Raw genomic sequence first — 13,788 nt, 5'->3', positions numbered from 1 at the left:
ATAGAAGGAGGACCACCATGAGCACGTTATTCAACATGAGCCACAACGCCACCTTGTTATTTTGGACCCTGGTGACGATTGTCTTTCTTGTCGTTCTTATTTCCAAATATAAATGGAATCCATTTGTAACACTGCTGATTTCGGCCTTATTGCTCGGCCTGCTGACCGGCATGCAGCCGCTGGACGTCGTCAGCTCGATTACGAGCGGGCTTGGAGGGACGCTGGGCACGATCGCGATTGTTATCGCTCTTGGCACCATGCTCGGCAAAATGATGGCCGAATCGGGCGGAGCGGAAAAAATCGCCACGACGCTTGTGGACCGGTTCGGGGAAACGAAAGTCCACTGGGCGATGATGGTTGTCGGATTTATCGTCGGGATCCCGGTCTTTTTCGAGGTCGGCGTCATTCTTCTGATCCCGATCGTGTTTACGGTAGCCAAAAAAACGAAAATGTCGCTGCTGCAAATCGGGATCCCGATTTTGGCGGGACTGTCCACCGTACACGGACTCGTCCCCCCGCATCCGGCTCCGATGATCGCCATCGACGCGTATGACGCGGACCTCGGCCGCACGATTCTGTACTCGCTGCTGATCGGCTTTCCGACCGCGATTATCGCGGGTCCCCTGTTCGGCCGATTCATCGGGAAACGCATCGTCCTGGAACCGCCCGCGGAGCTGGCGGAGCAATTTGCGGTCAAAGGCTCCCGCAAGCTGCCGGGCTTCGGCATCACGCTGTTTACGATTCTGCTCCCCGTCCTGCTGATGCTGATCGGATCGATCGCCGATATTCTGGATCCGGAGGCCACGCACAGCTTTACGCTGTTCTGCGAATTTATCGGCCATGAAATCATGGCTCTGCTGATCGCCGTTGTCTTTTCCTTTTTCTCGCTCGGTTTCTCCCGGGGCTTTACGAAGCACGAGATTTCGAAATTTACGAGCGAATGTCTGGCCCCGATCGCCACAATCGTCCTGATTATCGGGGCGGGCGGCGCCTTCAAACAGGTGCTGATCAACAGCGGCGTCGGCGGCGCTATTGCCGAACTCGCCACAGGGGCGCATATTAACGTCATCCTGTTCGCGTGGTTCGTCGCCGCCCTGATCCGCGTAGCGACCGGGTCGGCCACCGTCGCCATGACGACCGCCGCGGGGATTGTCGCCCCGGTTTTGGCCCTGTCGCCCGGCGTCAACGTCGAACTGGTCGTGCTGGCCACCGGGGCCGGTTCCATCGTGCTTTCGCACGTAAACGACGCGGGATTCTGGATGGTCAAGGAATTTTTCAATATGACCGTTCCGCAGACGTTGAAGTCCTGGACCGTCATGGAAACGATCCTTTCGGTCGTGGGCTTGGCACTGATTCTACTCGTTAACGCTTTTTTCTAAAATTATTAATGAAACGAATTATTCAAACCTGGAGAGAGAGGGTAATATCGGATGGAACAAACTGCTTATATGATCGGTGTGGATATCGGTACGACGAGCACCAAGGCGGTGCTGTTTGAAGAGAACGGGACCATCGTCGCCTCCGCCAATGAAGAATACCCGCTGTATACCGACGCGGCGGACGTCGCGGAGCAGGAACCGGAGGAGATATTCACCGCCGTCCTGAATGCGATTCGGCACGTCATGAACCAAAGCAAGGCGGCGCCCGAGCGCATTCTGCTTGTCTCCTTCAGCGCGGCGATGCACAGCGTCATCCCGGTCGACTCCGCGGGCAAACCGCTGATGAGGTGTCTCACCTGGGCGGACAATCGAAGCGTCGAATGGTCGAAAAAATTAAAAAACGAGCTCGGCGGACATGAGATTTATCTGCGCACCGGAACTCCGATCCATCCGATGTCTCCGTTGACCAAGCTGCTCTGGCTGCGCCATGATAAAGCGGATATTTTTGAACAAACCAGCAAATTTATTTCTATTAAAGAATATGTCTTTGCCAAACTGTTCGGCGAGTACGTCGTCGATCATTCCATCGCCTCCAGCACCGGGCTCTTGAACCTGGAGCGGCTGGATTGGGATGAGGAGGCGCTGCGGGTCGCCGGCATCACGCCGGAGCAATTGTCCACGCTGGTGCCGACCACGCACGTCATGAACCGGCTGTCGGAAACCTATGCGGAGAAAATGGGCCTCCTCCCCTCCACCCCCTTCGTCATCGGGGCCAGCGACGGCGTGCTGTCGAATCTGGGCGTGAACGCCATCGACCCCGGAGTGGTCGCGGTTACGATCGGAACAAGCGGCGCGATTCGGACGGTCGTCGACCGTCCGAAAACCGATCCCAAGGGCCGCATTTTCTGTTATGCGCTGACCGAGAAACATTGGGTCATCGGCGGAGCGGTCAATAACGGCGGCGTGATTTTCCGCTGGGTGCGCGACGAATTCGCCGCCTCCGAGGTGGAGACCGCCAAACGTCTGGGCATCAGCCCTTACGATGTGCTGACCAAAATCGGCGAACGGGTGAATCCGGGGGCGGACGGACTCCTGTTCCATCCTTATTTGGCCGGCGAACGCGCCCCGCTCTGGAACCCGGACGCCCGCGGCTCGTTCTTCGGTTTGACGCTGCATCATCAGAAAGAGCATATGATCCGCGCCGTATTGGAAGGCGTCATCTATAATCTGTACACCGTACTGCTGGCGATGGAGGAACAGATCGGACAGCCGCAAAAAATCCAGGCCACCGGCGGATTCGCCCGCTCCCCGCTCTGGCGTCAGATGCTGGCCGACATCTTCGATCAAAAGGTCGTTATTCCCGAGAGCATCGAAAGCTCCTGCCTCGGCGCAGTCGTACTCGGGCTGTACGCGCTTGGTAAAATCGAGTCCTTTGACGTCGTTTCCGACATGGTCGGCGGCACCTTCGAGCATTCGCCGATTCGAGAGCATTCGGCGGTGTACAAAGAACTCCTCCCGATTTATATCCGGATCTCCCGCAAGTTGGAGGAAGATTACGAAGCGATCGCCAAATTTCAGCGCGGTCTAAAATACGAGTAAAGAAGCGATAAAAAAGACGGTATCCGAAGTTGCTTCGGAGGACCGTCTTTTTTTGTCTCTAGAAGTATTCACAACCCTCATTTGGGAATATGTCGGACTTTTGGATATCCTGTGTATAATTTTATACGGATTCACTCGGATTCTGTCGAAATTTAAACAATTTATAAACAATATGTAGTGGTGTGGGTTAAAATTATACACAAGTTATTGAATTTGTGGATAAAAAACAGCAACGCATTGAAATATAAGGCTTCTTTTGCTATGATTATATTGTTTTCGGTGTGAATATCTATTTTGAAACCACAAATTATCAACAGCCTGTGGATAACATTGTGAACAATTCAAATTTATCCATGTTTATAATCATTCCACTTTACTGACTCATGGGGATAAACGTCCCCTTTATTTATGTTTTTTCGACCCTTTCTGCATGGCTCATGCCACAATTGGAAGATTTAAAAGGAGTGACCGTCTGTGGATAGCCATACCTCCGATCTATGGCAGCAAATCTTATCCATCATTAATACAAAACTCAGCAAACCCAGCTTCGATACCTGGTTCAAAGCCACCAAAATCGTATCCCTGAACGATCGGTCGATCGTCATTTCCGCGCCCACCACATTCGCCGTGGAATGGCTGGAGAGCCGCTATACGAAATTGGTCGCAACCACGGTTTACGAATTTCTCGGCAAGCAAGTGGACGTATCCTTTGTCATTGAGGAATCCGCCGCTCCAGAGCAGACGCAGGTATACAAGGAACCCCCTGCGCCCGTCCAAGCGGAGGAAAGCGTTTCCAATATGCTGAATCCCAAATATACCTTCGATACGTTCGTTATCGGTTCCGGCAACCGGTTCGCGCACGCTGCCTCGCTAGCCGTTGCCGAGGCGCCGGCGCGCGCCTACAACCCGCTTTTTCTATACGGAGGGGTAGGTCTCGGCAAGACGCACTTGATGCACGCGATCGGTCACTACATTTTGGAGCACAGTCCAAGCAGCAAAGTGGTCTACATCTCGTCCGAGAAATTTACGAACGAATTCATCAACTCCATTCGCGATAACCGTGCGGAGAGCTTCCGGAACAAGTACCGGAACATCGATATCCTGCTGATTGACGATATTCAGTTCATCGCCGGCAAGGAATCGACGCAGGAGGAGTTTTTCCATACCTTTAACGCGCTCCATGAGGAACGCAAACAGATCATCATTTCCAGCGACCGGCCGCCCAAGGAAATTCCGACGTTGGAGGAACGGCTCAGATCCCGGTTCGAATGGGGGTTGATCACCGATATCCAACCGCCCGATCTGGAAACGCGGATCGCCATTCTGCGCAAGAAAGCGAAAGCGGAGAATCTCGACATCCCGAATGAAGCGATGATGTATATCGCGAATCAAATCGATACGAACATCCGGGAGCTGGAAGGCGCTCTAATCCGTGTAGTGGCGTACTCTTCCCTCATCAATCAGGATATCACCACCCATTTGGCCGCCGAGGCCCTGAAGGACATCATTCCGTCGAGCCGGCCGAAGATGATTACGATTCAGGATATTCAGCAAAAAGTCGGCGAATATTACAATCTGCGGCTTGAGGATTTCAAAGCCCGGAAACGGACCAAGGCTATCGCTTTTCCCCGTCAAATCGCCATGTATCTATCCAGGGAATTAACGGATTTCTCGCTTCCCAAAATCGGGGATGCCTTCGGCGGACGGGATCATACCACGGTCATTCACGCCCACGAAAAAATATCCCAGCAGCTGAAAACCGACCAGGATCTCTATAAAGTTATCAACAACATTACGGAGAAAATCAAAAATTCATCCTGAATAAGCTATAAGCCTATGCACATGATATTCACATGTGGATAGGCTTCATTTCATATATTTTATGTCGTTATCCACATATTCAGGGCCCCTACTACTTCTTCTATATATTTAAAAGATATACATCATCATAAAACAGCGGCGATTGCCGCCTCGGGAAGAGCAGGACAACCCACGCTGAGATCAGCCGGCTTCTCGGACACGGTTTCTGGGTTTCTCGTTACTATGAAATTTGATGGTTTATTAGCGAGAATTGCATTTACTTGCTAAAATCAAATATATGCAGATTAGGTCGAGCATATGCTAAAGAAGTAGAGTTTTATTGCTAAATAGGGGTGGAACTCCGAAATTGTAGATGCAAAGCACCGCCGGCGGAGTTATAAAGTTTAACGGGAAAATCTCCCGCTAAAGTACCGCTTTTGGTATTAGGATCGGATTTAGCTGGAACAGTTCCATCTATTTGGCGGCCCTACCGCCAATAGACGCAATTTCAAACGAATTAACGGGAGGTTTTCCAGCTAAATCACCTCTGCAGCCGCGTACGCACCAAATTAGCGGGAATAAATCCCGTTAATTTGAAAATGCAGGCCAAGAGTGTGAAACGCCCCTTTGGACCGTTGTCGAATATGCAATTTTAAGATACGAAGTAAGTTTTATTGTAATGGTTATTCCAGATGCTATGTTCCATAAAACTTTTAGGAGTTGAAGTTATGAAAATCCGCGTTTTAAAGCATGATTTGAACGAGTCTATCCAGCATGTGGCCAAGGCGATCTCCAGCCGCACCACGATCCCGATCTTGACGGGGATCAAGCTGGAGGTAAACTTCCAGGGGATGACGCTGACGGCGAGCGATACCGATATTTCCATCCAAGCGTTTATTCCGGCGGAAGATCAGGAGAAGCAAATCGTGCAAGTCGAACGTACGGGCAGCGTAGTGCTGCCGGCGAAGTTTTTTGTGGAAATTATCAAAAAACTGCCTTCCAACGAAATCGAAATGGAAGTGGGCGAAGGGTTTAAAACGCAAATCCGTTCCGGTTCCACCGATATTCAGATGGTCGGTCTGGATCCCGAAGAATTCCCGGTTCTGCCGAGTATTGAAGAGAATCAGGTGATCTCCATTCCGGGAGACCTGCTTAAAAATATGATCAAGCAAACGGTGTTCTCTATTTCGACTAATGAGAGCTCCCCGATTCTGACCGGGGTGTTGTGGAATTTGAGCGATAACCAGTTCAAATTCGTCGCTACCGACCGTCACCGCCTGGCCAGCCGAACGGCGGGACTGGACGATGCGGAAGGCGTGCGCTTCAGCAATATCGTCATTTCCGGCAAGACGCTGAATGAACTCAGCAAAATCGTTCCCGACCAGAACACACGGGTGGACATCGTCGTGGCGGACAACCAGGTGTTGTTCAAAATTGACCGGGTACTCTTTTATACCCGTATTTTGGACGGGACTTATCCGGATACTTCCAAGATTATTCCGACAACCTATAAAACAGAATTGGTTCTGGATACAAAAAAATTAAGCGAGTCCATTGACCGCGCTTATTTGATGTCCCGGGAAGAGAAAACGAATATCGTCCGGCTCCAGACGCTGGAGAACGGAACGATTGAAATTTCCTCCAGTTCCTCCGAGCTGGGGAAGGTCACCGAGCAACTGGATCTGGCCGAATTTACGGGCGATCCGCTGCGGATCTCGTTCAACTCCAAATACATGCTCGATGTGTTGAAAGTGGTGGAGAGCGAGCAGCTTCACATCGGTTTCACCGGAGCGATGAGTCCGATCATCATCAAGCCGGTGGACGACAGCCAAAGCCTCTATCTTATTCTGCCGTACCGGACTACAAACTAAAGAGAGGTCGTTGGACACACGATGAAGACGATTCCGATTTCCAGTGAATACATCAAACTGGATCAATTTTTGAAACTGGCCGACTGCGTTTCGACCGGCGGCATGGCCAAGGCGCTGCTGCAGGAAGAAGCCGTCAAGGTAAACGGGGAGCCCGAGAACCGGAGAGGCCGGAAGTTGTACCCGGGCGATACGATCACGGTGGAAGACTGCGGTACATTCCAGGTCGTCCGCGGCGAGGAGTAGGTGCCCCCTGGCCTTTAGAGCCGGGGGATGCGAGGAGGGCCGGGATACCATTGTTTGTTAAATCGATATCACTTGCGAATTATCGTAATTACGAGGCGCTGTCGCTGGATTCCTTCGGCAGCGTCAATCTCATGATCGGGCGCAATGCCCAAGGGAAGACCAATCTGCTGGAGGCGCTGCTCGTGCTTGCGCTCACCAAATCGCACCGGACGGCGAAGGACAAAGAATTGATCTCCTTCGGCAGCGCCCAGGCTACAGTGTCGGCGGAAGTGGAGCGGAGATACGGGGCGGTAAGCCTCGAACTGCGCTTCTCGCAGCAAGGGAAACGGGCCAAACTGAACGGCCTGGAACAGCGGAAGCTGAGCGATTTCATCGGGGCGCTGAACGCCGTGATGTTCGCCCCGGAGGATCTGGAGATCGTCAAAGGAACTCCAGGGGTCCGGCGGCGGTTTCTGGATATGGAGATCGGGCAGGTGCAGCCCAGCTATCTTTTTCACCTTCAGCAGTATCAAAAAGTGCTCGTTCAACGCAATAACCTGCTGAAGCAGGCGTGGGGAGCCGGTCCGGAGGTTACCACCATGTTGGAGATATGGAATGAACAGTTGGCGGAGCACGGTGTTAAAATCATCAAGAAAAGGAAACAATTTATAAGAAAACTGCAAAAATGGGCGCAGCAGATTCACGAAGGGATCACCGGGGGCGGGGAAAACCTGAAATTATCCTACCTTCCGTCCTTCGGCGAGGCCGAAGAAGAAGATGAAGCTGTCTTATTGGAGCAATTTATGATAAAGTTATCACAAACGAAAGATCAGGAGATCCGCCGCGGAATGACCCTTTCGGGTCCGCACCGGGACGATTTGGCGTTTCATATCAACGGAAATGAAGCCCAAAGCTTCGGCTCTCAGGGGCAGCAGCGGACGACGGCCCTATCACTTAAACTGGCGGAGATCGAGCTGATTCACGAGGAAATCGGGGAGTACCCCATTTTGCTGTTGGACGATGTCCTGTCCGAGCTGGATCCATACCGCCAAACTCAATTGATCGAAACGTTTCAAAGCAAAGTGCAGACGTTCATTACGGCAACCGGGATTGAGAGCCTCAATGCCAGCCGTCTTCAGGACGCCAGCATTTTTCATGTTCAAGAGGGACAGGTCCATCCATAGAGACGGGGAGGGAATCGCGTTGTACATTCATCTGGGCGGGGAGAAGGTGGTCCTCTCCTCGGAAGTGGTGGCGATTTTCGATATTTCGATTGAGAAATCTTCGAAAATCTCGAAGCAATTCGTCAGCCATGCCATCAAGGAGAAGCAGGTCGTGCGGATCGGGGAAGAGGAGCCCAAGTCGATTGTCGTGACCGGGGATGCCGTGTACTACTCGCCGATTTCCTCCGCGACGCTGAAGAAGAAGAGCAACGTTTCATCCATGATTTAAATCCACCCGACACAGAATTTATAGAAGTAGGTGAAAGCAGTGTCTATGAACGAGCAATCGTATGATGAGAGTCAGATACAGGTACTGGAAGGTCTTGAAGCGGTACGGAAACGGCCGGGGATGTATATCGGGTCGACCAGTTCCCGCGGGCTGCATCATTTGGTTTGGGAAATCGTCGATAACAGTATTGACGAAGCCTTGGCCGGCTATGCGAACAAAATCGATGTCACGGTTCATGAAGACAACAGCGTGACCGTGGTCGACAACGGTCGCGGCATTCCGGTCGGGGAGAATCAGAAGCTGAAGAAATCCACGCTGGAGGTCGTCATGACGGTTCTTCACGCCGGGGGGAAATTCGGCGGCGGCGGATATAAAGTATCCGGCGGTCTGCACGGGGTTGGTGTGTCCGTCGTGAACGCCCTGTCCGAGAAAGTGCTGGTTCAGGTTCATCGGGACGGTCATATTTACCAGCAGGAATACCGCCGCGGGACACCGCAATACGATGTCAAGATCGTGGGCGATTCCTCGATTACGGGAACGAAGACGACGTTCCATCCCGATCCGGAGATTTTTACCGAAACTACGGTTTATGATTATAATACGCTGCTGACGCGGATTCGCGAACTGGCGTTCTTGAATAAAGGCATCAACATCTCCCTGACCGACGAACGGACCGGTGTTTCCGAGTCGTTCCATTACGAAGGCGGGATTATGGAGTACGTGAAGTTTTTGAACCAAAATCGGGAGGTTCTGCACGAGCAGCCGATTTATGTGGAAGGCCAGCGCGATATGGTTCAAGTCGAGATTGCCTTGCAATACAACGACAGCTACACGGAGAATATTTTTTCGTTCGCCAACAACATCAATACGCATGAGGGCGGTACCCACGAGTCGGGCTTCAAGAGCGCATTGACGCGGATTATCAACGATTATGCCCGCAAGAGCAGCGCGATCAAGGAGAATGACTCCAACCTGACGGGGGACGACGTTCGTGAAGGCTTGACGGCAATTATCTCCGTCAAGATTCCCGAGCCGCAGTTTGAGGGGCAAACGAAGACCAAGCTCGGCAACAGCGAAGTGCGCGGGATTGTCGAGTCCCTATTCTCCGAGAAGCTGCAGGAATTCATGGAGGAGAACCCGGCGGTCGCCCGGCGCGTTCTGGACAAAGCGCTGCAGGCCTCACGGGCTCGTGAAGCCGCCCGGAAAGCGCGCGAGCTGACCCGGCGCAAGAGCGCGCTTGAAGTCAGCGCCCTGCCGGGCAAGCTGGCGGACTGCTCCTCGAAAGACGCGTCCATCAGTGAGCTCTACATCGTCGAAGGCGACTCGGCGGGCGGTTCGGCCAAGCAGGGCCGGGATCGTCACTTCCAGGCGATTCTGCCGCTGCGCGGGAAGATCCTGAACGTCGAGAAGGCCCGTTTGGACCGGATCCTCGGCAACGCGGAAATCCGGGCGATCATTACGGCGCTCGGTACCGGGATCGGCGAGGAATTCGACATTTCGAAGGCACGGTACCATAAGATTATCATTATGACCGATGCCGACGTCGACGGCGCGCATATCCGCACCCTGCTGCTGACGTTCTTCTTCCGCTACATGCGGAAGATCATCGAAGCCGGGTACGTATACATCGCGATGCCGCCGCTCTTCAAGATCGAGCGGAACAAGGTTGTTCGCTATGCCGGTTCCGAACGCGAGCGCGACGAAATCATCGCGGAATTCGGCGAGAACGCCAAGTTCAACGTACAGCGCTATAAAGGTCTCGGAGAGATGAATCCCGAGCAGCTGTGGGAAACGACGATGGATCCGGAAAGCCGGACGATGCAGCAGGTTTCCATCGCCGACGCGATTCAGGCCGACGCCATCTTCGACACGCTGATGGGCGACAACGTCGAGCCGCGGCGCGACTTTATCAATGAGCATGCGAAAACGGTCAAGAACCTCGATATTTAAAGGACCGGACAACAAACAAGTCAAAATTAGCGTGAAGATGATCAAAATACCGTCATTTCGATGACGGTATTTTTTTTATAATTTTTTTGAAATGAAAACAACGTCTTCGCCTAACTCACTCGAAACGAGGTGTTTAAGATGTCATCGACGCAAGCTGCCCTAAAGAAGCCCCCGGCTTCGAAGCCGCAAAAGATGCGCTCCCTGCAGAGGGGGGAGACGCTGGCCGGCCTCCTGTTCGTCAGCCCGATGTTGATCGGCGTTTCGGTTCTGGTGCTGCTGCCGATTATCGCGACGGTCGTGCTGGGCTTCGCCGACTGGAACTTCGTTCAGGGCTGGGACGGTATTCGCTGGATCGGGCTGCAAAATTACGAGCATTTGCTCAGCGACTCCATGTTTCTGCGCTCGCTGCGCAACAACCTGATCTTTTTGCTGACGGTCCCGGTCTATATGCTCATCTCCATGGTGCTGGCGATTCTCATTGACCGGTACGTCTACCTGAAGGGGTATTTCAAGGTCGCCTATTTCATGCCGTACATCTCCAACATCGTGGCTGTCGCGGTCGTGTGGCAGGTGCTGTTCCAGCCTTCCTACGGTCCGATCAATGAAATGCTGAAGGCGCTCGGCATCTCCGATCCGCCCAAATGGATCGCCGATCCGAACTACGCGCTGATCTCGATTATGATGATTTCCGTCTGGATTTCCATCGGCTTTAACCTGATCATTTATATCGCCGGCCTACAGGCGATTCCGAAAGATCTGTACGAGGCGGCCGACATCGACGGGGCCAACGCCTGGGTTAAATTCCGCCGGATTACGCTGCCGCTGCTGTCGCCGACGTCTTTTTTCCTGCTGGTCACCGGGATCATTTCGACGTTCAAGGTGTTTGATATTATCGCGGTGATGACGCAAGGTGGGCCGATCGGCTCGACGACGATGATGGTCTGGTACCTCTACGATACCGCCTTTGTCAACCTGAAGGTAGGCTATGCCTCCTCCATCGGGGTCGTCCTGTTCGCTTTCGTCATGCTGATCACGCTGATCCAATGGATCGCCCAGAAAAAATGGGTCAACTACTAGCCGGAAGGAGGAAATTCGATGCAAAAACGCATTTCAATCCATGGGCCGAAGCTGGGGTTGACCGTGGTCATGCTCGCCGTTAGTATTTTGTTTCTGCTTCCGTTTTTTTGGATGCTGATGACGTCTTTCAAAATCGAGAAGGATGTGTTTGTATACCCGATTGAGTGGATTCCGAGACAATGGAACGCGATCGCCAACTATAAGGAAGTGTGGTTCGGCCAGTATCCGTTCTACCTGTACTACTGGAATTCGATCAAGGTCAGTCTGATCACGACGTTGATCTCCTGTTTCGTCTCCAGCCTGGCCGCCTATGGATTCTCCAAGATCCGGTTCGCCGCGGGGCAATGGCTGTTTTTGATCGTATTGGCCACCTACATGATTCCGGGACAGGCGATTCTGGTGCCGCAGTTTATTTTGTACCGCAATATCGGCTTGTTCGACAGCCACCTGGGGCTTATTCTCATCGGCAGCTTCAGTGTGCTTGGAACATTCATGCTTCGGCAGTTTTTTATGGGAGTCCATCAGGATTTCATCGAATCGGCCAAAATTGACGGAGCCGGGCACTTCCGGATCTTCTGTTCGATCGGTCTTCCGCTGGTCAAGCCGGCGGTGGCCACGTATGCGATCCTGCGTTTTATCTGGACGTGGAACGATTATCAGAACCCGCTGATTTTTTTGCGGACGGACAAATGGTTTACGCTGCCCCTGGCCATGCAGAAATTTACATCCATGAGCGGCGAGTTCTACTCCCTGCAGATGGCCGGGGCCGTCTCCGCCATCTTCCCGCTGCTGCTGATTTTTATCATTGGGCAGAAGAGCGTGATCCAGGGCATTGCGCTGGGGGGCGTAAAGGGATAGGCCAAAGAAGTCAAAATATTTTAAATAAAGTAAATATAGTGGGATTCGTCTTTTGTAAGCGTTTTATATAATGTGAGCTAACCGGGATATAGAATGAGGAGGGGTTCATGGATGATGAAGAAACGTGGGAAGACGCTGGTGGCAGCCGTGCTGATGATGGGTCTGTTGTCCGCCTGCGGCGGAGGGAACGGGGGAACAACGGCCAATGGGGGAGGGGAACCTTCGGCGAGCCAGGGAGCGGGCGGGGGGAGCGGAGACGGCCAGAGCATCAACCTCCGCCTGTACACCTACGGAACGGAGGAGGCGTACAATTGGAACCACACGCTCCGCGCTTATGAAGAATCCCATCCGGGCATCAAGATCGAATTGGTTCAGCTTAGTGAAAAAGGCGATACGCAAGAGGCCTTCAAAAAGCTGGACCTCGAGGCCGCTTCTTCCGCGCAAATGGACATTCTCATGTTCAGCGACCCGGCGGGTTACGCCCAGCGTGTGGCCTTGGGCATGGCCGAACCTTTGGATGAGTTTATCGCCAAGGACGGTTTTAAAGTGGAAGAGGACTATAAGGTCGACACCCGTTTGAACGGGAAGGTTTACGCGCTGCCCGGGAAGTTCAATCCGTGGTACGTCCTTTTGAACAAGAATCACCTGGAGGAGGCGGGATTGGAAGTGCCTGCCGATTGGACCTGGGCGGAGTTTGCCGATTACGCGAAAAAGTTAACCCAGGGCGAAGGGGCGTCCAAGCGGTACGGCACCTATTTCCATGGGCCCCAAGCGGGGGGATGGATGGAATACTTGAAACTGATGATGGAGAATCAGCCGGAGAACGCTGACTTTCTGAAGGCCGACGGTTTGTCCAATCTGGATGACCCCAATTTCCGAAAAACCTTGGAACTTCGCGTACGGATGGAAAAAGAGGATAAGTCCTCCGTCCCATACACGGATATGATTTCGCAGAAACTGGCGTACCGGACGCAATTTTTTAACGAGTCGGCCAGTATGCTGCTGATCGGCAGCTGGATGAACACCGAAATCGGCGGGACGGACAAAGTACCGCTGAACTTTAATGTCGCCGTGGCGCCATTTCCGAAAAACAACCCCGAAGACGAAACCGGCTTGACTCCGGTAACTACCGACTACGTGGCCGTCGCCGCCAAATCGAAGCATAAGCGGGAGGCGTATGACTTTGTCCGGTGGTACACGACGGAGGGACAGATCGTGCAGGGCAAAAACATCCCGGCCTGGAACCAGGTCGGCAGCGAACAGGTTCAAGGCATTATCGACACCATCTTAAGCGGGACGAAGAATCCGGAGAAAGTGGATAAAAAGTCGCTGGTCGATACCTTGATGGTGTCCAAGGCTTCGGCGATCATTCCGCCGGCTTCTTATCAGTCCGAGGTCTATGAAGCGATTAATGAAGAATACGAAAAGCTGATCCTGGGCAATCAGGACATCGAAGCGACGATCCGAAACAGCCAGGAGCGCGTCGCCAAAATCATTGAATCCAACCAAAAATAATTTGCTATAATGATTCAAAAACAGGGGACGGAAGCATCGTCCCCCTCTTTGTCCAAGGGGGACCG

Annotated in this window: 11 protein-coding genes; all 11 read left to right on the top strand. The window is 52.8% G+C overall.

Annotated features, from left to right (window positions below):
• Window positions 1-17: 17 nt before the first annotated feature.
• Window positions 18-1,379, top strand: coding sequence for a GntP family permease (locus LBW89_RS23445; RefSeq protein WP_148454141.1), 1,362 nt, complete (start codon window positions 18-20; stop codon window positions 1,377-1,379).
• Window positions 1,380-1,430: 51 nt separating this feature from the next.
• Entirely contained in the window at window positions 1,431-2,978 is a 1,548-nt protein-coding gene (gntK, locus tag LBW89_RS23440) for a gluconokinase (RefSeq protein WP_148454143.1), read from the top strand.
• A 474-nt stretch (window positions 2,979-3,452) separates the two neighbouring features.
• Window positions 3,453-4,799, top strand: a complete 1,347-nt coding sequence (dnaA, locus tag LBW89_RS23435) for a chromosomal replication initiator protein DnaA (RefSeq protein WP_148454145.1) — start codon at window positions 3,453-3,455, stop codon at window positions 4,797-4,799.
• Between the two features lie 707 nt (window positions 4,800-5,506).
• Window positions 5,507-6,649: a DNA polymerase III subunit beta gene (dnaN, locus tag LBW89_RS23430; protein WP_225040574.1), complete on the top strand. Its 1,143-nt coding sequence runs from the start codon at window positions 5,507-5,509 to the stop codon at window positions 6,647-6,649.
• Between the two features lie 21 nt (window positions 6,650-6,670).
• Window positions 6,671-6,892 carry a S4 domain-containing protein YaaA gene (gene yaaA, locus LBW89_RS23425; RefSeq protein WP_148454149.1) on the top strand — a complete coding sequence of 74 codons (222 nt, stop codon included), beginning with the start codon at window positions 6,671-6,673 and terminating at the stop codon, window positions 6,890-6,892.
• 50 nt (window positions 6,893-6,942) lie between these two features.
• On the top strand, window positions 6,943-8,055 hold the full coding sequence (gene recF / locus LBW89_RS23420) for a DNA replication/repair protein RecF (RefSeq protein ID WP_148454151.1): 1,113 nt from the start codon (window positions 6,943-6,945) through the stop codon (window positions 8,053-8,055).
• 19 nt (window positions 8,056-8,074) lie between these two features.
• Window positions 8,075-8,323, top strand: a complete 249-nt coding sequence (gene remB / locus LBW89_RS23415; protein ID WP_148454153.1) for an extracellular matrix regulator RemB — start codon at window positions 8,075-8,077, stop codon at window positions 8,321-8,323.
• Between the two features lie 45 nt (window positions 8,324-8,368).
• Complete coding sequence (gene gyrB / locus LBW89_RS23410) at window positions 8,369-10,273, top strand: DNA topoisomerase (ATP-hydrolyzing) subunit B (RefSeq protein ID WP_211373315.1); 1,905 nt, start codon at window positions 8,369-8,371, stop codon at window positions 10,271-10,273.
• A gap of 138 nt (window positions 10,274-10,411) precedes the next feature.
• A complete protein-coding gene (locus LBW89_RS23405; protein ID WP_148454157.1) occupies window positions 10,412-11,350 on the top strand; it encodes a carbohydrate ABC transporter permease in 939 nt (312 codons plus the stop codon).
• An 18-nt stretch (window positions 11,351-11,368) separates the two neighbouring features.
• Window positions 11,369-12,208 (top strand): carbohydrate ABC transporter permease, encoded by an 840-nt coding sequence (locus tag LBW89_RS23400; RefSeq protein ID WP_148454159.1) that lies wholly within the window; start codon window positions 11,369-11,371, stop codon window positions 12,206-12,208.
• A gap of 111 nt (window positions 12,209-12,319) precedes the next feature.
• On the top strand, window positions 12,320-13,723 hold the full coding sequence (locus tag LBW89_RS23395) for an ABC transporter substrate-binding protein (protein ID WP_225040572.1): 1,404 nt from the start codon (window positions 12,320-12,322) through the stop codon (window positions 13,721-13,723).
• Window positions 13,724-13,788 lie beyond the last annotated feature (65 nt).

It is taken from the genome of Paenibacillus sp. alder61 (assembly GCF_020179875.1).
In the GTDB taxonomy this organism is placed as follows: Bacteria; Bacillota; Bacilli; order Paenibacillales; family Paenibacillaceae; genus Fontibacillus; species Fontibacillus faecis.
Note: the sequence above shows the minus strand (reverse complement) of the source record. Positions and strands in the feature narration are given on the sequence as shown.